19 protein-coding genes and 2 tRNA genes are annotated in these 22,174 nt (G+C 40.3%); 7 read left to right on the forward strand and 14 right to left on the reverse strand.

Going from position 1 to position 22,174, the window contains the following annotated elements; genetic code table 11:
* Position 1 precedes the first annotated feature (1 nt).
* The 6 genes from modF to gpmA all read left to right on the forward strand — a co-directional run bounded on the left by modF (position 2) and on the right by gpmA (position 8,477).
* Entirely contained in the window at positions 2 to 1,477 is a 1,476-nt protein-coding gene (modF, locus tag ACGF63_RS15595; protein ID WP_387631871.1) for a molybdate ABC transporter ATP-binding protein ModF, read from the forward strand.
* 456 nt (positions 1,478 to 1,933) lie between these two features.
* A complete protein-coding gene (locus tag ACGF63_RS15600; protein ID WP_152962763.1) occupies positions 1,934 to 2,263 on the forward strand; it encodes a hypothetical protein in 330 nt (109 codons plus the stop codon).
* A gap of 96 nt (positions 2,264 to 2,359) precedes the next feature.
* On the forward strand, positions 2,360 to 5,602 hold the full coding sequence (locus ACGF63_RS15605; protein WP_387631875.1) for a hypothetical protein: 3,243 nt from the start codon (positions 2,360 to 2,362) through the stop codon (positions 5,600 to 5,602).
* A gap of 44 nt (positions 5,603 to 5,646) precedes the next feature.
* Positions 5,647 to 6,390 (forward strand): hypothetical protein, encoded by a 744-nt coding sequence (locus ACGF63_RS15610; RefSeq protein WP_387631877.1) that lies wholly within the window; start codon positions 5,647 to 5,649, stop codon positions 6,388 to 6,390.
* Between the two features lie 346 nt (positions 6,391 to 6,736).
* Positions 6,737 to 7,564 (forward strand): CPBP family intramembrane glutamic endopeptidase, encoded by an 828-nt coding sequence (locus tag ACGF63_RS15615; RefSeq protein WP_387631879.1) that lies wholly within the window; start codon positions 6,737 to 6,739, stop codon positions 7,562 to 7,564.
* 160 nt (positions 7,565 to 7,724) lie between these two features.
* Positions 7,725 to 8,477, forward strand: a complete 753-nt coding sequence (gpmA, locus tag ACGF63_RS15620; RefSeq protein ID WP_021325676.1) for a 2,3-diphosphoglycerate-dependent phosphoglycerate mutase — start codon at positions 7,725 to 7,727, stop codon at positions 8,475 to 8,477.
* A 348-nt stretch (positions 8,478 to 8,825) separates the two neighbouring features.
* Here the strand turns inward: gpmA and ACGF63_RS15625 are convergent, their stop codons facing one another.
* From ACGF63_RS15625 to nadA, 7 genes are all read right to left on the reverse strand, one after another.
* A complete protein-coding gene (locus ACGF63_RS15625) occupies positions 8,826 to 10,019 on the reverse strand; it encodes a MalY/PatB family protein (RefSeq protein ID WP_387631882.1) in 1,194 nt (397 codons plus the stop codon).
* Between the two features lie 10 nt (positions 10,020 to 10,029).
* Complete coding sequence (locus ACGF63_RS15630; protein ID WP_387631884.1) at positions 10,030 to 11,241, reverse strand: MFS transporter; 1,212 nt, start codon at positions 11,239 to 11,241, stop codon at positions 10,030 to 10,032.
* Positions 11,242 to 11,265: 24 nt separating this feature from the next.
* The gene (locus ACGF63_RS15635) at positions 11,266 to 12,474 is read right to left on the reverse strand and encodes an ATP-grasp domain-containing protein (RefSeq protein WP_132355582.1); all 1,209 of its coding nucleotides are present in this window, start codon (positions 12,472 to 12,474) and stop codon (positions 11,266 to 11,268) included.
* Complete coding sequence (locus ACGF63_RS15640) at positions 12,467 to 12,679, reverse strand: hypothetical protein (RefSeq protein ID WP_152962756.1); 213 nt, start codon at positions 12,677 to 12,679, stop codon at positions 12,467 to 12,469. Before ACGF63_RS15640 ends, ACGF63_RS15635 begins: the two co-directional genes overlap by 8 nt.
* Positions 12,680 to 13,206: 527 nt before the next feature.
* Complete coding sequence (gene aroG, locus ACGF63_RS15645; protein WP_152962755.1) at positions 13,207 to 14,262, reverse strand: 3-deoxy-7-phosphoheptulonate synthase AroG; 1,056 nt, start codon at positions 14,260 to 14,262, stop codon at positions 13,207 to 13,209.
* 260 nt (positions 14,263 to 14,522) lie between these two features.
* Positions 14,523 to 15,248, reverse strand: coding sequence for a nicotinamide riboside transporter PnuC (gene pnuC, locus ACGF63_RS15650; RefSeq protein WP_387631888.1), 726 nt, complete (start codon positions 15,246 to 15,248; stop codon positions 14,523 to 14,525).
* 54 nt (positions 15,249 to 15,302) lie between these two features.
* Positions 15,303 to 16,343, reverse strand: coding sequence for a quinolinate synthase NadA (gene nadA, locus ACGF63_RS15655; protein WP_387631891.1), 1,041 nt, complete (start codon positions 16,341 to 16,343; stop codon positions 15,303 to 15,305).
* A gap of 221 nt (positions 16,344 to 16,564) precedes the next feature.
* Here nadA and ACGF63_RS15660 point away from each other — a divergent pair, with 221 nt between their 5' ends.
* Positions 16,565 to 17,416, forward strand: a complete 852-nt coding sequence (locus ACGF63_RS15660) for an aminoglycoside 6-adenylyltransferase (protein ID WP_387631893.1) — start codon at positions 16,565 to 16,567, stop codon at positions 17,414 to 17,416.
* A gap of 126 nt (positions 17,417 to 17,542) precedes the next feature.
* Here ACGF63_RS15660 and ACGF63_RS15665 read toward each other — a convergent pair.
* From ACGF63_RS15665 to tolR, 7 genes are all read right to left on the reverse strand, one after another.
* Positions 17,543 to 17,618 (reverse strand) — tRNA-Lys (locus ACGF63_RS15665).
* A gap of 35 nt (positions 17,619 to 17,653) precedes the next feature.
* Positions 17,654 to 17,729 (reverse strand) — tRNA-Lys (locus tag ACGF63_RS15670).
* A gap of 147 nt (positions 17,730 to 17,876) precedes the next feature.
* Complete coding sequence (cpoB, locus tag ACGF63_RS15675) at positions 17,877 to 18,644, reverse strand: cell division protein CpoB (protein WP_387631896.1); 768 nt, start codon at positions 18,642 to 18,644, stop codon at positions 17,877 to 17,879.
* Positions 18,645 to 18,653: 9 nt separating this feature from the next.
* Positions 18,654 to 19,154 carry a peptidoglycan-associated lipoprotein Pal gene (gene pal / locus ACGF63_RS15680; protein ID WP_036850672.1) on the reverse strand — a complete coding sequence of 167 codons (501 nt, stop codon included), beginning with the start codon at positions 19,152 to 19,154 and terminating at the stop codon, positions 18,654 to 18,656.
* A 44-nt stretch (positions 19,155 to 19,198) separates the two neighbouring features.
* Positions 19,199 to 20,491: a Tol-Pal system beta propeller repeat protein TolB gene (gene tolB / locus ACGF63_RS15685; protein WP_152962994.1), complete on the reverse strand. Its 1,293-nt coding sequence runs from the start codon at positions 20,489 to 20,491 to the stop codon at positions 19,199 to 19,201.
* A gap of 133 nt (positions 20,492 to 20,624) precedes the next feature.
* Positions 20,625 to 21,692, reverse strand: coding sequence for a cell envelope integrity protein TolA (gene tolA, locus ACGF63_RS15690; protein WP_387631899.1), 1,068 nt, complete (start codon positions 21,690 to 21,692; stop codon positions 20,625 to 20,627).
* A gap of 45 nt (positions 21,693 to 21,737) precedes the next feature.
* Entirely contained in the window at positions 21,738 to 22,163 is a 426-nt protein-coding gene (tolR, locus tag ACGF63_RS15695; RefSeq protein ID WP_152962750.1) for a colicin uptake protein TolR, read from the reverse strand.
* Positions 22,164 to 22,174: the final 11 nt, after the last annotated feature.

Below are 22,174 nucleotides of genomic sequence, written 5' to 3' on the forward strand. Positions count from 1 at the left end.
GATGTCTGAATTGCAAATAACGCAAGGCTGTTTCCGTTTAAGTGATACTCAAACCTTGCAATTACCGTCACTAAAAATTTCCTCTGGTGAAAACTGGGCTTTTGTTGGTGCTAACGGTAGTGGAAAATCATCATTGGCCCGTGCGCTGTCAAATGAATTAGTACAGCTTTCCGGCGAGCGAAATTGCTCATTTCGCACATGTGCCTGCGTCTCTTTAGAACAATTACAAAAACTGACTGAGGAAGAATGGCAACGCAATAATACTGATATGCTGAGTGACGATGAGGATGACACCGGCCTCACTGCGGCAGAAATTATTCAACTTCATCATAAAGATAATGAGCTTTGTCTGGAACTGGCAAAACAGTTCGGTATTATGGATTTACTTTCCCGTCGTTTTAAATATCTTTCTACCGGCGAAACCCGAAAGACATTGCTTTGCCAGGCATTAATGGCTGCACCTGATTTACTGATCCTTGATGAACCTTTTGATGGCCTTGATGCATTTGCCCGTGGTCAACTCGCTGAATTACTGGAAACATTGTCAGCAAAAGGTATCGTTTTGGTGCTTATCCTTAACCGGTTTAGTGAAATCCCAGGTTTTGTTGATCAAATTGGTGTACTGGCAGATTGCCATCTGACATCTGCTGGCATAAAAGAAAAAGTGATGGCAGATCCACTGGTTGCTCAACTGGTGCACAGCGAAAAACTTAACGGTATCCATTTACCAGAAGCGGATGAATGTCGTCTTGATGATCAGCTACCTCCTGACCAACCTTTAATTATCTTGCGTAATGGTGTGGTTCAGTATAACGAACAACCCATTTTGCACGGGCTGGATTGGCAGGTAAACCCGGGTGAACACTGGCAGATTATTGGTCAAAACGGCGCTGGAAAATCAACCCTCCTGAATCTGATTACCGGAGATCATCCCCAAGGCTACAGTAATGAATTGATTCTGTTTGGTCACCAGCGCGGTAGTGGCGAAACGATTTGGGATATCAAACGCCATATTGGCTATATCAGTCACAGTATTCATCTGCAATACCGTGTCAGTACCAGTGTTCGTAATGTGATTCTGTCCGGCTTCTTCGATTCAATCGGTCTTTATCAGGCAGTATCCGATCGCCAGCAACAACTTGCCGATGAATGGCTGGCTTTACTGGGATTATCTGCTCAGATTGCCAACGGCCCGTTTCACAGCCTTTCATGGGGACAACAACGGCTGGTTCTGATAGCTCGTGCGCTGGTTAAACATCCGGCTTTACTGATTCTTGATGAACCTCTGCAAGGGCTTGATCCACTCAACCGTCAGTTAATATTACGTTTTATTGATATCATGATTGCTGACGGTGATACTCAGCTGCTGTTTGTTTCTCATCATCAGGAAGATGCTCCGCAATGCATTACTCACCGGCTGATATTTATTCCTGACGGTGACATCTATCGTTATAAAACAGAAAGAATCAATCATTAAAGTATTAAAATGAGATTAATACTGAAACAAAAGCCAGCATTGCAAAGTGTGCCTATGTCAACCTCGTAGCAATACATATGCAAGCATGCTGGCTTTATCTGTTCGTAATAATTTAAAGTGTCAAGAAAGTTAATTAACATAAAAATACCCGCCGTTAATCTTTTATCCGTAAAATAATTTAATTTTATAAATGACAGATTTAACTATAAAAATATTAATCTAATATAGCCAAAAATAATGACAACAATCCCTTAGTCATTTACCTTTAAATGAAGATTTTATTCACTTAACAATTCCATTACATGATTACAATCATTATATAGACATTCATCACATTATTTAGATAGATTATTTAGAGAATTGGATTAGACTATTATTAGAAGTAGAGCGAAAATAATGTTTCCATCAGACCAAAGGTGGATTCTATATTATTAAATACCAATGAGGAGAATAACAATGAGTGGTCTAAGTGCCGTCATATCAGTTAAGCTTAAACTTGGTCAAGACAGTTATAACGTTGATTTAAATATTCCATCGGCAACCCCGACTCCTGATGCACCTTTTCTTTTTAGTGTAGTTTCACCCGAAAAAGGGGGGCAACCTGCAAATACTTTATTGGAAGTCGCTATCGGTAATTCAAGTAATATCTATATTGCCGTTGCACCACCAGGTTCATTATTGAAAGAAACCGGTGTTGATAAGGTAGTGGAAAATCTTAATGTTGTTGTTTCCGAAGGTAAATACAACAAAACAGATAAGAAGTTTGATAAAGATAAAAATAAATAAGCCTAAATTATCAGCTCAATATTAACCATAAGGCTATGCGTTTAGAACCATAAATAACATAGCCTTCGCGATACATTTCACTATCTGAGGTAAAATATGGGGATACGATTTGAGATTGAAGCCCATTTTGATTGGTGCAAAATATTTGATGGCGAAATGCGTAGCCCAATGCAATGCCAGCTTGCTTTATTCAACAGTTATTCTCTAATCTATATTAATATGACTGCGAAACAGGCAGGGGCTGACAATCTCAATATCTTTAAATTACTCAACCATGCTTTTCATCTTGATTTACCTGAGCAAGAAGCGCCGCTATTAATACAGGATGCGGGGTTTTTTACTTTCTCCAATCATGCCACCCCACCAGAAACAGAGAAACTGTGTAATATTTTTCCACAAATACCTTTGCCAACGTCGGTGACAGAAACGGAAACTCCTGTATCCCATAGTTGTACCTTCTGGCTAACCTTGCGTTTAAAAGGCAATTATCTGTTTAACAACTTAATTGAGGTTGGTGTTAAAAATGGCGATCTGCCACAGGCAGACATCTCGCTAAACGGTCGCTTAATTAAGGGAATATCCGCAGGTGAATCAATTAAAAAAAGCCTCTACACTGTCGTTCTTCCTGACTTCAAACTATTTAATATTTTTGGCTTCAACAATTTAATACTTAAATATCAGTTTGATAATTACGCAAAATATGAAATAGAAGGTATTATCACATTAGAGTTGTTCCAGAAAACGTATTATTTTGACGGGGCTTTAAGTGCAGATGAAAAACAAGTACAGGCATCTTTACAAATCTGTCATAAAAGCTCAGAAAGTACTATTGTTAAGCCCTTTGACAGAAGAATGACTGGCGTCACATTTGATGATTTATCTTTTGGTATTGATTACACCTTTGCCGTGCCAGAAAAGAAACAACCTAAAGTTGGATTATATTGGGTAAAGGGAACCATTAATTATGCAAAACTACTGGCATTAAGTGGATCTATTTATCTGCTAGATAATACTCCCATATTGGCCTCAGTGGCTATTAATAAAGATTTATCGATACATGATATATTTGAGGCATCATTTTCTAGTCCTACTTTCTCCTGGCCGAGTGATTTTATTGATATCGTTTTTCATCCGGGGAGCAACCTTTATTACCGGCGCGAAACAGATGGAGATATTAAACAAGAAAATACGCTTATTTCCTCTTTAGCCGAAAAATCTCTGTTATTAAATCAGGATATCACCCATTATCAGCCAGGATTTCACCTTCATGCCCTGTTTGACATTACACTGATTGAAACTTTGAAGCTCAAAGGGGATATGCAAATTACCAAAGAAGGTGTCAATGCAGAGATCCAGATACTTAATCCTATTTCATTATTTGTACTGCAAATTACCGGTTTTGAGCAGGATCCCGGTCCTACCCTGTTTTTCTCTACTGTAAAAGAAAATAAATTCGGCTTCCGCTGTGGGCTGCTATTTTTTAAACATGATTTTGGTTTAAATGTAGAAGTCTCTGGTATAAAAGATAAAACCGGGAAATTAAAAATCAGCGGATCATTGTCCTCGGAAAAAATTTCTTCCCCTTTGTTACCCAATCCAGCGAAATTAGGTTTTTCCTATAGTAAGGGCGAAGGATTCAAAATTACTGACTGGCCTGCGTTTAATTTAGATAATAACCAGTTTATTAATTTTATAGAAGAATTAAAGAAATTCTCACAAAATAAAGGTTCCAATTGCGGCCAATTAACCCACTTTGTCAATGAACATTTACTAACATCCCGGTTTTCCATTTCCCCGTCATTTGATACTAAGACAGATAATTCTAGCCAGAACGACCAACTGTATTTTGTGTTAGACGGTAAATATACCATGGCAATGGCAGGAACAGATTTCGTTACTCTCTCCTTCCCAAAAACCGTAGCGTTTTTACTGCCAAACAACCTTTCTTTAGAGGAATTACCTGACGCTATCGGCGCAGCGCTGAAAAATGCGGCTGAGTCTTTCATTAAAGGGCTATTGGAAAATCGTGAAGCTATCGCTACCTTTCTGGCGTTGACAGCTGCCGAGAAAGCTGCTGATTATGCCATGACGTTACTGTGTGAGGGATTGGTTGACGCCGCACTAACAGAAGCAGTCCAGAGCGGTGCAGAAGCTCTGGCCGCTGCCGGGGGCGTAGCAGCGGGAGCAGCTGTTATAGGTAACATTATCAATAGAATTAAAGATGACATTGACAGCAAACCAGTACCTCCCGATCCCCCCAAGCCTGCCAATCCCAAACCACCTGAAAATTTGTCAGCAACCTATGAAGATCATAAAGCTAAATTCTCATGGAACTATATGGAAAATGCTGACGGTTATCAGATCAAACTAAAAGCACCAAATGGCAAAGTGTTATTCAATAACAAACAGAATCACAACAATAATTCATTTATTTTACCTATTGGGCCGGAACTAGCCGCTGGCGTTTATACCTGGTCAGTAGCCGCTACCAAGCAAGACTTTACCAGCTCAGAAAGTCAATTACAGCAGTATCGTCTACCAATGCCGGAATTGGACATCAATTTAGAAATAAAACCCCTTATTAAAAGAGATATTGATCTTATATTGAAGTGGAGTCTGGTAACAGACGCCAGTCACTATAACGTACAAATCGAGGGCAATGGACAAACCGAAAATCTCTCAATTGCCGCTCCACAGAGTTCAATGACTATTATCTTTGATAAGCTGAAACCTGCCGGGAAATATCATTTTTCATTAGCAACATTGAACAACCCCGATTATATTGCCAGCGAATTTTGTCAGGTTCAGCAATGGTTACGTCTGGATACCCCTCAACAAATTCAGGCTAATTATCAATCTGGTGGCATAGAGATTCAATGGCAATGCTGTCCTGATATTACTCACTATTTACTCAGCTTACAGGATCCAAACAGTGCATGGATACAACAAACCGTGCATTCCACAACTGGACAAGCCCGTATCGCTTTACCGCCGATCCCAATTGCAGGAACGTATCAACTCTATCTGGCTAGTATGCCGGATACTACCGCAACATCATTCCAGATCCCAAGTATCTGGAGTGATGGAGTAGCAATACAGGTGGCGATAACACCAGAACAAATTGCACAGTCGGCATATCAACAGCAGATGAGTGGCAATGATTGCGGAAAACTGATAATTGAATCCTTTCCTGATCTCAAGATGAATATGCTAGCAACAGCGATGGCACAAGCAGGCTATATAGCAGTAGAAATTGGGCGAGGACTAAAGTCGGCCTACCCATCCATCAGCGCCAACGAAATGGCAGCTGTCCTGCTAGAAATTTATGGTAGACAGTAATTGTTTCATGAGCTTATTTAATCGACAGATAAAGGAGTATTGCTATGCAATCCCAAAAGCAACAGCAAGTTTCAACACAGCAAGCGATCATAAACCCTATTCAGACCAACAGTGCTTATCCATTGTCTAGTTTAAAACAAATAAATAGCAATACTATTGTTGATGCTCTATCTGGAGTCTATCAGAAAGCACTCAATGCAACCGATATCGCCGTTATTTTACGTCTGCTTGAGTTTCCTATTAGCGAGATTGCCATTGCACTGCACAATCACTTCCCAACGCTTCGCCCGCTAGAAGTTGGTCAAATGTTGCTTGATCCTAAAGTGTATCCAGCTACCACTCGCTCAGAGTTAGTCTCAGCCTTGGGTGGCGCTGGCTTTCAAGCACAAGAAATTGAATTAGCGGCCAATATTTTGTGTCCGGTAACCCTGTCTGTACTTGCGAATAAGCCTTGGCAGAAGAGCGGTGTGACAGTCAATACAAGTCAAACAACCACAATTACCTATCTCAGCGGCACATGGTCTTTTAACCCGCAGTACAGCCGTTGCCAGGCAGAAGGGGATAGGGCTCATATTGCCCAACAAGACTACACGTTACCAGGTCAGCCAGTAGGTGCACTGGTAGGCCGTGTCGGTGAAACGGTTTTTTTGATTAGTCGTGAAGCTAGTGCCCCGAGTGGGTTATCTGGTGAATTACAGCTTTGTATCAATGATGACTTAGAAGGGCGTTATGGTGCCGGATTAACAGATAATGAAGGTGCGCTGGAGGTTAAAATCAGTACGCGATAATAAGCTAATAATTTGTACTAGATTCAAACCCGATCTGACAGCCACTAGTTATTTATATAAGTGGCTGATCTGTCCAATATCTTAATGAAGTTTATTCTCCATACCCTATCGAATCAGATCTAATGGTACATGCCAGTAATAAACCTTACAATACAGGCTCTTGTTAGACGAATTTTGACCAAAAAATAATTGTCACCAATGGTTTTCTTCTCCGACCAGTGAAAAAAACATCGCAATTTAATCATCTTACGTTACTATTTTTTGACCATTTAATAATAGTTCTCATCAATCTTTGATTTGCTTCTCAGATATTATCTTTTAACTTATTGAAAACAACAGGGCATATATGATTTGGGGTTTACTTGCCACATCGCTGGCGTTATTAGCTATACACCGCACTACTGCACTTATCGTTCTACTGGTCGCCATTGTTACTGGATTTGTAACGCAAGTTATGATTTATCCAGCAATTGCCACTATTGCAATTATTTTCGTGTTAGGTGCACTACGTATCTATTTTCAGCAAAATAACATCATCAAAATAACAACTGAGCTGCTATTGCTCACTTTTGGTATCGCGTTATTCCTGCATCTGATCCCAGGTTTTCATAACCTGAAATATCTCGATAACGTTCAAGTTGGTCCTCATAGTGCGTCATTCTCAATGTATTTCAACTTCGATAAGGCACTTATCCCTTTCCTTCTGCTATGTTGCATGCCTGGATTATTTACAACAAAACCACTGGCAAAGGCTCGCCCTTATGCGTGGATAATCTTGACTGTTGCCATTTCGGTACTACTCGGTATAGCAACAGCCTTGGGAGGACTTGCCATTGAACTGCATATGCCACAATGGTTGCCGATGTTTATTTTGGCAAATATTTTCTTTGTTTCTTTAGCAGAAGAAGCGCTGTTTCGTGGCTATATCCAACAAAGGTTGAGTCAGTGGATTAACCCCTATTTTGCCCTGATCATCACTGCCTTGATGTTTGGTGGCGCGCACTTCGCTGGAGGCCTATTACTGGTGATTTTCGCTACACTCGCAGGATTAATATACGGTCTTGCATGGATGTGGAGTGGCCGGCTGTGGGTCGCTGTCGGGTTCCATTTCGTCCTTAATTTGGTTCATTTGCTGTTCTTTACTTATCCCATCAAGTTAGTAACAGCACTATAACGTGTCAAACTTGCACGGTATATTTTCAGTAATTTGCAAAAAATTAAGGTTTTCAGGCAAAGAACGTGATGGAACCAGACTATTGATTGCCGTTCTGGTGTATAGGGCAATATAATGCTCGCAGTTATCATTACGTTTGGTTTTTTAAGGAGTTTAAGCTATGGCTGTAACTAAACTGGTTCTGGTAAGACATGGTGAAAGCGAGTGGAACAAAGAAAACCGTTTCACTGGCTGGACTGACGTCGCTCTCTCTGAAAAAGGTCGCGCCGAAGCTCAACAAGCAGGCCAGCTACTGAAAGAAGAAGGCTTTGTTTTTGATTTCGCCTACACCTCGGTTCTGAAACGCGCTATTCACACGCTGTGGAACATTCTGGATCAGGTTGATCAGCAGTGGTTACCTGTTGAGAAAAGTTGGAAACTGAATGAACGCCATTATGGTGCTCTGCAAGGTCTGGACAAATCAGAAACCGCAGCTAAATACGGTGATGATCAAGTTAAACTGTGGCGTCGTGGATTTGCTATCACCCCACCAGATTTAACTCAAGATGATGAACGTTTTCCAGGTCATGATCCACGTTACGCAAATCTGAAACCAGAAGAATTACCAGTGACTGAAAGCCTGGCAACAACTATTGAGCGCGTGATCCCTTACTGGGAAGACGTTATCAAACCTCGTGTTGCTAAAGGAGAAAAAGTGATTATCGCTGCTCACGGTAACTCTTTGCGCGCTCTGGTTAAATATCTGGACAACATGAGCGAAGAGGCCATCCTTGAACTGAACATTCCAACAGCAGTACCTTTGGTTTATGAATTCGACGAAAACATGAAACCCATTAAGCATTACTATCTGGGTAACGCTGATGAAATCGCAGCAAAAGCCGCTGCTGTAGCAAATCAGGGTAAAGCGAAATAATTCATTACCGACAAATTGCTGATATCGCACTTTTTCAGCAAATATAAAAAACTGGAATCATTAATTCCAGTCAGACCGCAAACAAACCTCGTTTAAAAAAATGGGGTTTGTTTCTTTCACGATGAAAAATGTTGTGGCCCATTTTCCTCATTAAAATAATGTGATCGCGTATCCCAAAAATGAAAAGGATTAACTCGCTGACGCTCTACTCTACTTCACGTCTGGTTGCGTGAGAGCCTGTGGGTGAGATCCCCTCGGGCTACTCGACCATATACGGGGTGCACATTGCACTTATTGCGTTAATCCAGCTCTAACTACCGGAATCATGACCTGGGTGGTTTAACTCTGTCAGTTGACGCAGTCATCATTCTGAAAATGACAGATATGGAGCATATTTTTAATTGAAGATTCTAATATCTTTCTAGGACAAGCAAAATTCAATCTCGCAAACCCATGCCCTTCCGCACCAAACTTTTCACCATTATCTAACCAAACTTTTCCTTGTTGAATTAATGTATTATTCAAACCATCTAAATTAATATTTGTTTGCCGAAAGTCTATCCAAGATAAAAATAATGCATCGGATTCAGTTACTCGAATACCCTCAACACCATTCAGCATAGTATGTAATAAATTATAATTTCCCTTTAAATATAGTAAAAGCGCTTCTAACCACTCCTGCCCTGTTTTATAGGCTGCTTCACACGCAGCTAATCCTATCATGTTGGGGCGGGACATATCATATCGCAGAAATTCTTTTTTTACTCTTTCACGTAGCTTATTATTTTTAATAATAATATTAGATGTTTGCAGCCCTGCTAGATTAAAGGTTTTGCTTGGTGAGGTACATGTAATACATATCTCAGAAAAATAAGGGTTCAGAGCTGCTAAAGGTGTGTATTTCGAACGGTTATTGAAAATTAAATCTTGGTGAATATCATCTGATATGATGATTATTTTATGTTTCAAACAGATATTACCAATGATATTGAGCTCGTCAATAGACCAAATTTTACCAATTGGATTATGGGGATTACAGAGGATAAGCATTTTTGTTTTTGCTGTAATGCTTTTTTCTAACTCATCAAAATCAAGTAAATATCGACCAGTAATATTATGAAGAGGAACAGTTATTGCGAAGCGTTGATTGGCAAGTATAGAGCGCGAAAATGCCCCATAAACAGGTGTCATTATAATGATAGAATCATCGGGCTCCGAAAGTGCATTAATTATAATATCAATCGCAGTAACAACACCTGGGCTCTGAACAATCCAATCGGGTTCAATTGTCCAGTCATGCCTGTTTTTTTGCCAATCTGTAATCACATTTAATGTTGATAAGCTACAATTAGTGTAGCCCAATATGCCATAATCAATGATGTTCAAAAGCACTTTTCTGACAGAAGGAGGACACTGAAAATCCATATCTGCTACCCATAATGGTGTTGGCTTGTTATCGGTATACAGTGGGTCTTGAGGATATGTCCATTTAGTGGATGAAAAAACATAACGATCGAATACAACATCAAAATTGAAATTCATACATCCACCATTAATTATTTTTTCTGATTAAAAAGGTATAATAAATCAATAGAGTTATCAAGCTAGTTAGGGATAATAATGAAAACAGTAGAGTAGCATTAAATAAATCAAGCATGATCCCTCCGTAAATAGGTGCTAAAGCTGATCCGATACTTGACATATTAGAAGCACCAAAAAAAGCTCCCCTTAAATGGTGAGGTGTAAGCCTATCAACTTCGACATTAAACGTAGGTATGGCAATTATTTCCCCAAAACTCAGAATGATAGTTGCGACACAGAGATAATAAACTGTATTAATAGGTGAGAATGCAAAAATGATTTGAGCTATGGCAATTAACATGATACCGATTAATATTTTTATTCTTGGTGTGAAATTTCTTAATAAAAATAAAGTTGGTATTTGAAAAGTGATAATTGTCAATGAGTTGACAATAACTAATAAAGCAATAAAATTGGTAACATTGTTGATATTTGATCTAGATAAATATTGAACAAGCGTAGAATCAAAGTTAGCATAAACAAACATAACAAGAACATTACATAATAGAAGTATCATGAATGTTCGGTGAGAAATAATTATGTTCAATGTTTTTGTAAAGCTAATGTCATTGCTGACTTTTTTTATTTTCTCTTCCTTTTTTGAAGATAATAAAAAGACACGCAACATAATACCATAAACAAAATAAACAATGGCTGTAATTAGAAAAGTTTCTCTCTGTGCCGATAGGCCAGAGGCTAATCCAATATAAGGACCAATTGCAGCGCCAACATTGACCAAATAATATCGATAGTATTGTATTGACTCTCTCTCTTTAGGAGAGTCAATATAATCGCCAATTAAGGCTTTGCTACACGCTTCTAACAGAGCACGACCAATACTAATTCCGGATATAGCGATTAAATATAAGATAGGTGAAGATGAGAAGGACATCATGATGAATGAGATAATGCTTATCATCACCCCGATAAGCATTATTGTCCTGCGGCAAAAAATATCAGACAAATATCCGGTATAAATGCCTGTCACTGAGCCTAAGATACTTGACAGCGCCAATAATCCGCCAATCCCTGTCGCTGACATGTTAAACTGCCGATAAAGGATCATCGCTAAAAAAGGCCAAACCATAAAATAGGCGGCTCTTGTTAACAGTGTCCCCAGTAACATGATAAAAATTGGGGGAGGTAAATGTTTTAATAAAGATAATCTGAATAGAGATGCCATTGGTTCACCAGGATACGTATTGAGTTACTCTGACTCTATTTCGATAATAACACTCTCTTTAAGGTGGTGACTTTCAAATTCAGCCTGCTCCGCTGTTACGCCACACGCAATAGCATATCCTAATCGTTGAGAGCTATTTTTCAGTGATTCAATATGTTCTCCAACGTTAACATCAAAATGGACAAAGTCATTCTTTGTGTAATTTATCTTTTTAACAATGCCAGAAGGTACGGTGATATAAGAAATAGCGGCATATTTATTGAACTTCTTACTCAAGTCAGGTGAAATATCTAACGAAATTTGGATAACTGCTTTCCACATATCAATGCCGGTAGCCATTTCCACTAATTCAGGAATATGATCTCCTCCTAACCGAGCGCCTACTTCAATGACTTTGACACCATCACTTGTTACCTTAACCTCGGTATGTCCTCCTCCATTATAAATACCTAACGCGAGCAAGGCTTGTGTTACCATTTTTTCTATTTCGATTTTTTGTTGTAATGGTAGATTAGCAGGCAATGTATGCCCTAATTCAACAAAATAACCATTATTTGATACGTATTTTTTAGTAATTGTGATAATGTTCACAACACCATTAAAGGAAATAGATTCAATACTGTATTCTTGTCCTTCTAGATATTCTTCTATCAAAAATAAAGAAGATTTCTTCACTCCAAATGGAGGCGTTATTTCACAGACTTCACGGAAATTCCTTTCCAATTCGATGACATTATCATTACGTAAAACACCTCGACTTCCGGCCATGTTAATAGGTTTTATAATGTTTGGATACCCAATTTTGGCTGCTTCTATTTTTGCACTGTCAACATTCGAAATTAGAGCGTATTTAGGGATAGGAACATTTTTTTGCCTAAAAGATTCTCTCATTAAGTGTTTGTTTCTTGCTTTCAATGCATTTTCATATGTTATTCCTTTAAGGCCTAATGTTTCTGCTACTTTAGCCGCAAGGGGAACATAGAACTCCATAAAGGTAATAACACCCTGTATTTTTTTCTTAGCATTGATATGCTCAGCCATATTTAGAACAAGTTCATCGTCATTAGTATCTGCTTCGAAGAATTCATCAATATAGAGTAAATCATTATCAGATACTTTATTATAGTATTTCCTTGAACCAATGAATATAATATAAGCGCCCAGCTCTTTTGCTTTTTTTAACCCAATTGAACCGGATGGGTTTTTTTCTATTACTAATAATCTATTAGACATTTTTAATCTCTATCGATCTACCAGAGAGGTTATTCATTAGCTCACGAGAAAAACACCCATTCTTTAACACACCGTTTAATCTTTTATTAACAAGATCGTTAATTTCATCAAGATAAATATGAATGTCTTGGGGCTTTATATCAGTAACAGGTTTACTTAATGGTTTATCACCACGGAAATCATAGACAATAGGTTTATTTACCATTTCTATTTACCATTTCTATTTATCATTTTTATTTTCCTTGTCTAGAACGTTTGAAATTAAACCTTATCATTTGTATAGTCATTTTCAAGTGTTTTTTGATAGTCAAGAAAAAAGATTTTTGTCACATTAACGGAGAAGTATGACAGAACAAACGATAGTATAAAAACTGAGAGGCACAAATTTAATAAAAACCAGATGCGATAATTAAAATTACCGTAATCAAATTAAAAAAACACTTCATTGATAGTAAACTTTCACTAGAAGAAATAATTTTAATAAAAATAATAACAAATAAAATTATTTCTTTAGATTATTGACCACAGTTGTTTTTATCTCTGGAGAGCAAGCATTTCATTGCAGGAGAAGCGAAAATAACGCCTTATCGGGTGATTAAATTGGCTTAATGAGGAAAATGGATTGCATTATGATTCACAATGAAAGGAACAAACCCCGTTATTTTTGAACGGGGTTTATTAGCAGTCTAAAACCGGAATCATGAATTCCGGTTTTTTTACATCCGAAAAATGTTATCGGCCACAACGTGCTTTCACCGCCAACGATAATTGACGTAACAAGATTTCAGTGTCAGCCCAACCAATGCAAGCATCAGTAATACTTTTACCATATACCAAGGGTTGATCGCTCTCTGGGTCCTGATTCCCTTCTTCCAAATGACTTTCCACCATAACACCAATAATCGCTTTTTCTCCGACAGCAATTTGCTCACTGACATCTGAACACACATCCATCTGCTTTTTAAATTGCTTGGAGCTATTGGCATGACTGAAATCAATCATAATTCTTGCCGGCAAACTTGCTTTTTCCAAGCTTTGCTTCACAGCAATAACATGTTCAGAGCTATAGTTTGGCTCTCTACCACCACGCAGGATAATATGGCAATCAGAATTTCCACTGGTATTCACAATCGCGGAATATCCCCACTTAGTGACAGAAAGGAAACTGTGCGGTGAACCTGCAGCATTAATAGCATCAATTGCAACTTTTATCCCACCATCAGTGCCATTTTTAAAACCAACCGGACAAGAGAGGCCAGAAGCCAGCTCACGATGGACCTGCGATTCCGTTGTACGAGCGCCGATTGCTCCCCAACTCATCAAATCTGCCAAATACTGTGGAGAGATCATATCCAGATACTCACCCGCAGCTGGTAGCCCCATGTCATTAATATCCCGCAACAATTCACGAGCCAGACGTAAACCATCATTAATATCAAAGCTGTGATTCATATGAGGGTCATTAATTAGCCCTTTCCAACCAATAGTTGTACGCGGTTTTTCAAAATAAACCCGCATGACTATTTCCAGATCGTCTTTTAGTTCTTCACGCAACTTATTCAACCGTCCAGCATATTCCATTGCTGCTTTAGGATCGTGAATAGAACAGGGACCAATCACAACCAACAGACGATCATCTTCACCAGTTAGAATCTGATGAATAGTTTTGCGAGCCTTACGTACTGTAAATGCAGCCTTTTCAGTTGCTGGAAATTTTTCAAGTAGTGCTACAGGAGGTAATAATTCTTTTATCTCTTTAATTCTTATATCGTCATTCTGATAATTCATAACCCTCTCTCATCCACATCTTTGTATATTTGTTTAAAACAATCTTGTGATTTTAATCTAACTGTTAGAAGACAAACTGTAAATATTCTTTGTAGATAATAAATAAATCAGTGTTTAACTAAAGACATAGAAAAATATAGTTAAACGTGATCTGAGCTGTTTTTTATAATTGAAATATCTTTAGAAATGAGAATTATCAGAGTAAATCCCTAAAAATATGCCAGAGATCGACAAATCAATTCTCTGGCATCATTAAAAAATTATTCGATGCGGGATAATGGCTGCGAATGATTTTTCTTAGCTACCTGAATCCACAAACGAGAACCATTAAGTGCAATGCCAAAGAGAATCACATACTGCAATGACATCGCCAAAACGCCTTGATGGAAATAGATAACAACGCTTATCACATTGATAACCATCCATACCAGCCAGTTTTCAACATATTTGCGAGTCATCAGAATCATTGCCACAATAGAGAGCACCGTCATTGTCGAATCCCAGAATGGGAATGCATCAGGTGCCAATACCGGCATTTGAACATTAAAATCAAACTGTTGCATAATCGTAACGGCAATCTGAGTCAAAGAGCCAAAGAGCCAATCGATATTAAAAGTCATAATAACAATCAATAGCACAGAAATCAGGCTAATTATTAGCGCCTTATTCAAGCTTAACCAGCGTATTTTAAGTTCAATCTGCTGCTGATCATTAACCCTGCTCCAGGCATACCAGCCATAAATATTTGCAGCAAAAAAGAATAATTGCAGCAATAAACTAGCATAAAGTTGAATTTGGAAGAAAATCACAGCAAATAATGTGACATTAATCAGTCCAAACAAATAGTTAATTATTTTTTCCTGACTTGCAAACCAAATACATAGCAAACCAGCAATCGTACCTACTGCTTCAATCCACGATAAATCATAACCGCCTTTTCCCAGTGGGATATTTACTAATATATTGTTAATACTGAAAAAATCCATCTGTTATATCCTATTATTATCGACAACAAAGAATGACACCCATTATTTGTTTTCCTATTTTAACCGAGTTGCAAAATCAAGCATCCTGTTTAAAGGAATAAGCGCCTTTTCACGTAACTCTGCTTTAACAAATATTTCATGCTGAACCCCACCCCACTCCAATCCCTGAACGATAGCTTGTAAGCCATTCATCGCCATCCACGGGCAATGGGCACAACTACGGCAACTCGCACCTTCTCCAGCCGTAGGCGCTTCAAATAACTGCTTCCCTGGGCAGACTTGCTGCATTTTATAAAAGATGCCTTTATCTGTTGCGACAATCAGCTTCTGATGCGGCAAAGACTGCGCTGCTTTGATTAACTGACTAGTTGAGCCAACCACATCAGCCAGATCAATAACTGCTTGTGGTGATTCAGGGTGAACCAATATCGCAGCATCGCGATGCAGACCTTGCATTCTCATCAAAGCCTGAGTTTTAAATTCATCATGGACAATACAAGCACCTTGCCAACAAAGAATATCGGCTCCTGTCTGTTTACGGACATAATTTCCCAAATGGCGATCCGGTGCCCAAATTATCCTTTGCCCCTGGCTATCCAGATGATCGATCAGCTCAACAGCAATACTTGAAGTTACAACCCAATCAGCCCGTGCTTTAACTGCTGCTGATGTATTTGCATAAACCACGACGGTACGATCCGAATTATTATCACAAAACTCAGTAAATTCTTTTTCAGGGCAACCCAGATCCAGCGAACACTCAGCTTCCAACGTTGGCATTAAAACCCGCTTTTCCGGATTGAGAATTTTGGCGGTTTCTCCCATAAATCGCACTCCAGCGACTAATAGAGTAGAAGCTGGATGATTGCTGCCAAAACGGGCCATTTCCAATGAATCTGCCACACACCCTCCGGTCTCCTCAGCCAAAGCCTGGATCTCTGGATCGGTGTAATAATGTGCAACCATAACTGCATCCTGCTGTTTCAGGAGGTGTTTGATTTTTTCACGGCAATATTTCTTTTCATCCTTACTGAGAAAAGCAGGTTTCGGTGGGAATGGGTAAATGGTTGAATTAAAATCAATATACTCGCTCATTACTCTGATTCTCTGTTTAGTATATAGTTTAAAAAAGCGATAAAACCGGTTGATTATCAAAAAATTCACGCAACTTTGTTTTATATACTAAACAAAATAACCAATTTACATCAATTTGTCGCGGAGTATTTTACCTGTTATAAGTTATTACATTACCTGCTAATTTATGAGATTAAGCTTATCCATCAATCATTACTAAAGTGAAATAGGAACTTCATATAATGGAAGACCCGGTAATTCTTCTGGAAAAGATCCTGACTTTTGCCCATAACGATCCCCGTATTGATACAGTTATCCAAACAGGTTCCCGTGCCAGAAACACACGTGTAGATAAATTCTCAGATCTGGATATAGAACTGATTGGTTCAGGAACAGATGAATTAATAGGCAACGATTTATGGTTTAAGCAGTTGGGTGACGTTATGGTTGCATTGCATCTGGCTAATGAAAAAGAGGGTGAACCAGATTGGCCAACTTGTTTGGTCGTTTTTAGCGGTGGTCGTAAGGTGGATTTCACACTGGCAAGTGTTGAACGCCTGAAAGATATGAAACAAAGAGGCTTAGATGAACTCTATCAACGCGGCTATAAGATCCTCCTTGATAAGACGGGCCTTACAAACGGGCTTCCTGAAATCACTCACCAATTGACTAAATCGCATCTGCCATCATCAGCAGAATTTAATGAAAACCTGCGCGAGTTTTGGTTCGAGGCAACACAAGTGCCTGTTTATATCGCTCGTGGTGATTTATGGCCTGCAAGAATGAGGGATAATGAGATGAAAGAATTATTGCTGGCAATGATGGAGTGGTACGCCTCGATAAAAAGTGATGGAAAAACGGATGTCTGGTACAACGGCCATCATTTACATGAATGGCTGCCTGAGAAGTTCAGCAAACGTATTCAAAGGATTTTTGGCAGTTATGGCAAAGAAGAAGCAATACGTGCATTGCTAGAAACCACAGAGCTTTATGCGGAAATTTCTGCTGAAGTCGCTGAAATGAAGATATTTGAGTTCGATAGTGAGTTACCCGGTAAGGTTAGGAAGCATATTATGCAAGTTATTGGGAGGTAAGTTTTGAGGTGGTAAGGAGTGTAGGATTTCCAAGTGCGCTTACGCGTTGTTGATTAAAAGTCAACTGCTCTACCGACTGAGCTAACGACACATCCAGGGGATCCGTTTTTGAATGAAGCTCTAAGATGGTGGGTCGTGCAGGATTCGAACCTGCGACCAATTGATTAAAAGTCAACTGCTCTACCGACTGAGCTAACGACCCATCTAGGGAATTCGTTTTTGAGTGAAGCTTCAAGATGGTGGGTCGTGCAGGATTCGAACCTGCGACCAATTGATTAAAAGTCAACTGCTCTACCGACTGAGCTAACGACCCATCTTGTGACTTCTCTCGGCAACGGCGGCATATATTACTGATTTTTCCGCGTAGCGCAATGATTATTTTTTCAAATTACGTTTAAATGCCTATTAAACACTCAAACAACCCCGAAAATGTATTAATACTATCTTCCGGGGTCGGTAATTACAACGCAGAAAGCTTTTTTTCAGCCAGTTTGGCCGCACTCGAACCAGGATACTGTTTCATAACCTGCTGATAAACAGATTTAGCTTTATCCTTCTGGCCCTTGTCCTGCATGATTAAACCAACTTTATACAACGATTCACCACTCTTTTGAGACTTAGGGTAATCTTTTACTACTGTCGCAAAATAATAAGCAGCGTCGTCTTTCTTACCCTTGTTATAGTGAAGCTGCCCTAACCAGTAATTCGCATTAGGCATATAACTCGATTTTGGATAAGACTTCACAAAGCTCTGAAAGGCAGTAATCGCTTTATCATATTCTTTGGTATTCACCGCCAAAGAAACGGCAGCGTCATAATCACCCTTCTCGCTACCCGTACTAGTAGCTGAAGACGCCTGATTACCACTATTACTTGCTGCTGAAGATGCTGTATTTTTAGCAGATTTACTATCCGCAGAACGGGTAGCGCCTTCCAGTTGCTGATAAATATCCTTCTGCCGCTCTATAACCTGATTAAGCTGATACTGATTCTCTTGAATCTGCCCACGGAGCATGTCGATATCACGTTGAGAATCAGCAAGTTGTTGCTGGAGCTGGGTCAACAGCTGACTGTGAGCGTTAGAAATACGCTCTAATTGGGTAAGGCGCTCATCGGTAGAACCCGAGCCGACATTACTGATTGGCGCTTGGGCAATAGCGGCCCAGGGAGCCGCTACGCCAACCAATAACGACAGACCCAAAAAATGACGTCTGAAGTTACTGTTCATGAATTACTCTTAGTATGCCAATACTGCACGACGGTTTTTAGCATATGCTGCTTCTTCGTGGCCCAGTACCGCTGGTTTCTCTTTACCGTAAGAGACGATAGAGATCTGCTCACCGGAAACACCTTTACCTTGCAGGTACATTTTCACTGCGTTAGCACGGCGTTCACCTAATGCGATGTTGTACTCAGGAGTACCACGTTCGTCAGCATGACCTTCTACAACAACTTTATAAGATGGGTTGCTACGCAAGAATGCTGCGTGAGCGTCTAACAGCTGAGAAAAATCTGAGCTGATGTCGTATTTATCGAAACCAAAATATACAATGTTGTTGTTTTGCAACTCTTGCATTTGCTGACGAGCTAATTCTTCTGCTGACAGACCCGCATTAGTTTCGTTAACAGTGCCTACACCAGTCTGATCGTTATCAGCATTCTTGTTAGAACTACACGCTGCTACGGCCATAACGGGTAAAGCTAACATCAGCCCTTTTAGCACTTTGTTCAGTTGCATCTCTTTTGATCCTTTTTATAGTTTGCCATACATATTATTATGCATCACAGATACGGCGACCAGGCAGGAAATTTTACCTGTCCATCAGTCGCCGGAAGACGCGCTTTGAAACGCCCGTCAGTCGAAACTAGCTGCAATACAGTCCCCAACCCTTGGGTGGAGCTATAAATCACCATAGTGCCGTTAGGTGCGATACTTGGCGTTTCATCCAGGAACGTATCCGTCAAAGTTTGAACGGTTCCCGTTGCCAGATCTTGTTTAGCAATGTGCTGCTTACCACTCTCTGAGCTGACCATCATCACAAAACTACCATCGGAACTAACATCAGCATCCTGGTTTTGTGTGCCTTCCCAAGTGAGGCGTTGCGGAGCACCGCCATTAATATTGACTTTGTATAACTGCGGACGACCACCCTGATCGGAGGTATAGACCAAAGTCTGGTTATCCGGCATCCAACTTGGCTCAGTATTGTTACTGCGGCCATCTGTAACCTGACGGATCTGAGCTGAACCCAAGTCCATCACGTAAAGATTCAAACTACCCGATTTGGACAGGGCAAACGCCAACTTACTGCCATCAGGGGAAAATGCAGGTGCTCCGTTATGACGCGGAAAAGAAGCAACCTGACGTACTTCACCGCTGGCTAAGGTCTGAATAACCAAGGCAGAACGGCCACTCTCAAAAGTCACATAAGCCAGTTTAGCGCCATCAGGAGACCATGCCGGTGACATCAATGGCTCTGGCGAACGGTGAACAGTGAACTGGTTGTAACCATCGTAATCGGATACACGCAGCTCATATGGATATTTGCCGCCATTCGTTTTCACAACATAAGCCAGGCGAGTACGGAATGCGCCTTTAATGCCAGTCAGCTTTTCAAACGCTTCATCACTGACGGTATGCGCCGCATAACGCAACCACTGCTTAGTCACTTTAAGCTGATTTTGGGCAAGAACGGTTCCCGGAGCGCCAGCGGTATCAACCAACTGATAAGAAATCAGGAAACTACCATCCGCACTGGGTTGAATCTGCCCGACAATAACCGCATCAATCCCCAGTGCCGACCACGCAGCAGGCGTCACCTCAGATGCAGTCGTCGGTTGCTGTGGCATACGGCTGGCATCAATAGGATTAAATTTACCGCTGTTGCGAAGATCCGCCCCAACGATCGCACCTATCTCTTCAGGTGCATTACCCGCCCCAGTCCATTTAAATGGCACAACACCAATAGGACGTGCAGAATCGACACCTTGTGTGATTTCAATACGAACTTCTGCGTGAGCAACAGCGGCCCACAACATCAAAATGCCCAGCACTACTTTAAAAGCCTGCTTCATCATCTCTCCCTTATCGCAGATGGAATGCCGCAATAATTCGCAGAATATTAACAAACGTCAACAAACAAAACCAGATAGCTTAATAACATTGAATGGTTTTGTTTGTTATTAATAATCTCTATAAATAACAATCTTATTGAGGTTTGAAATCAATCGGAGCATTCTTAAACACTTCGTAAATCTCTTTACTTGGTGGTTTCGGAATTTTCGCTTGTTTAGCTGCGGCTACCGCAGCCTGACACAGTGCCTGATCCCCGCCTTCTGGTTTTATATCTATCAGCAAACCATCAGGAGCAAGCTTAATCCGTAATGTACACATACGCCCACGATACATACTTGGATCATAAAACTTATTCTGTATTGCTATCTGAATCTGCCCAAGATAGTTATTAATATCAGAATTTGAAGCACCACTTTTCTTACCACCACCTTTACCCGCAGCAGAAGCACCGCCCTGCTTTGGCGCATTAGAAGTTAAACCACCCAGTAAATCATCAACTTCACTTGCCTGTTTGGCGGCTTGTGCCGCCGCTTTTTTCTTGGCGTCAGCGTCAGCTTTTGCCTTAGCTTTTGCATCTGCCTCAGCTTTGGCTTTAGCATCCGCTTCAACCCTGGCTTTTGCTTTAGCCTCAGCTTCCGCTTTGGCTTTCGCTTCTTCCGCAGCTTTTTGTTTAGCAGCAGCGGCTTCAGCTTCTTTTTTAGCTTCAGCTTCTGCTTTTTCCTGTGCCTCAGCCTGATCTTTAATCAGTTTTTCTTTTTCAGCCTTAGCCTTTGCCGCAGCTTCTTCTGCCTGTTTTTGCTCTTCACGGGCTTTGGCAGCTGCTTCCACCGCTTGCTTTTTCTGTTCTTCCGCAACCTGTTGCGTTTTAATCCGCTCTTCTTCTACCGCTTTCAGGCGCTCCTGCTCTTCAGCCTGTTTTTCTCTCAATTCGGCTGCTTGCTGCTCCGCTTTCTTGTTACGTAACTGTTCTGCACGTTTAGCGTCAGCTTGCTGCTGCTGGTGTTGATTGTACTGTTGTACTACCGCATTCGGATCGACCATAACAGCGTCAATAACAGAACCATCTTGTCCGCCACCACCCATTTCAGTTTTTTGCGTCAGGGAACCCCAAATAAGTAACCCTATCAAAATAATATGCAACACAACCGAAACGATAACGGCGCGATTTAGCTTATTGTTTTGCCCGTTTGTCTTTCCCACGCTCGATATCCAAAATCTTTAAATAACAGCAACTGCCGGCCAGACTCAGATAGGCTGAGTCATTAAACCAACGGATTTCACACCGGCCTGATGTAACATGTTCAGTGCTTTAATAATCTCATCATAAGGCACTTCTTTCGAACCACCGATCAAAAAAACGGTTTTCGGGTTCTCTTTTATTCGGGCCTGCGCTTCAGCAATAATCTGCGGCTCAGGTAATAATTCCAGTCGTTCATGGTTAACTACCATAGTGTATTGACCAACACCAGAAACTTCCACGATGACCGGCGGGTTATCGGAGCTGGAAACCGTTTTGGCATCTACTGCATCCGGCAAATCAACTTCTACGCTCTGAGTGATAATCGGTGCTGTCGCCATAAAAATAAGCAACAAAACCAGCAACACGTCCAGTAAGGGAACGATATTGATTTCGGATTTCAGCTCACGCTTGCGACTACGAGTGCGTGCCATAGCCTCTCCCC

This window comes from Photorhabdus sp. RM322S (assembly GCF_042879395.1).
GTDB classification, from domain to species: domain Bacteria; phylum Pseudomonadota; class Gammaproteobacteria; order Enterobacterales; family Enterobacteriaceae; genus Photorhabdus; species Photorhabdus khanii.

What these genes read in the sequence shown, in the direction of transcription:
- gpmA (WP_021325676.1), top strand. Translation starts at nt 7,725, where the DNA reads ATGGCTGTAACTAAACTGGTTCTGGTAAGACATGGTGAAAGCGAGTGG.
- nadA (WP_387631891.1), bottom strand. Translation starts at nt 16,343, where the DNA reads ATGAGCGAGTATATTGATTTTAATTCAACCATTTACCCATTCCCACCG.
- tolR (WP_152962750.1), bottom strand. Translation starts at nt 22,163, where the DNA reads ATGGCACGCACTCGTAGTCGCAAGCGTGAGCTGAAATCCGAAATCAAT.
- ACGF63_RS15660 (WP_387631893.1), top strand. Translation starts at nt 16,565, where the DNA reads ATGGAAGACCCGGTAATTCTTCTGGAAAAGATCCTGACTTTTGCCCAT.
- ACGF63_RS15640 (WP_152962756.1), bottom strand. Translation starts at nt 12,679, where the DNA reads ATGGTAAATAAACCTATTGTCTATGATTTCCGTGGTGATAAACCATTA.
- ACGF63_RS15635 (WP_132355582.1), bottom strand. Translation starts at nt 12,474, where the DNA reads ATGTCTAATAGATTATTAGTAATAGAAAAAAACCCATCCGGTTCAATT.
- ACGF63_RS15630 (WP_387631884.1), bottom strand. Translation starts at nt 11,241, where the DNA reads ATGGCATCTCTATTCAGATTATCTTTATTAAAACATTTACCTCCCCCA.
- cpoB (WP_387631896.1), bottom strand. Translation starts at nt 18,644, where the DNA reads ATGAACAGTAACTTCAGACGTCATTTTTTGGGTCTGTCGTTATTGGTT.
- ACGF63_RS15615 (WP_387631879.1), top strand. Translation starts at nt 6,737, where the DNA reads ATGATTTGGGGTTTACTTGCCACATCGCTGGCGTTATTAGCTATACAC.
- ACGF63_RS15600 (WP_152962763.1), top strand. Translation starts at nt 1,934, where the DNA reads ATGAGTGGTCTAAGTGCCGTCATATCAGTTAAGCTTAAACTTGGTCAA.
- aroG (WP_152962755.1), bottom strand. Translation starts at nt 14,262, where the DNA reads ATGAATTATCAGAATGACGATATAAGAATTAAAGAGATAAAAGAATTA.
- ACGF63_RS15625 (WP_387631882.1), bottom strand. Translation starts at nt 10,019, where the DNA reads ATGAATTTCAATTTTGATGTTGTATTCGATCGTTATGTTTTTTCATCC.
- pal (WP_036850672.1), bottom strand. Translation starts at nt 19,154, where the DNA reads ATGCAACTGAACAAAGTGCTAAAAGGGCTGATGTTAGCTTTACCCGTT.
- ACGF63_RS15605 (WP_387631875.1), top strand. Translation starts at nt 2,360, where the DNA reads ATGGGGATACGATTTGAGATTGAAGCCCATTTTGATTGGTGCAAAATA.
- pnuC (WP_387631888.1), bottom strand. Translation starts at nt 15,248, where the DNA reads ATGGATTTTTTCAGTATTAACAATATATTAGTAAATATCCCACTGGGA.
- ACGF63_RS15610 (WP_387631877.1), top strand. Translation starts at nt 5,647, where the DNA reads ATGCAATCCCAAAAGCAACAGCAAGTTTCAACACAGCAAGCGATCATA.
- tolB (WP_152962994.1), bottom strand. Translation starts at nt 20,491, where the DNA reads ATGAAGCAGGCTTTTAAAGTAGTGCTGGGCATTTTGATGTTGTGGGCC.
- modF (WP_387631871.1), top strand. Translation starts at nt 2, where the DNA reads ATGTCTGAATTGCAAATAACGCAAGGCTGTTTCCGTTTAAGTGATACT.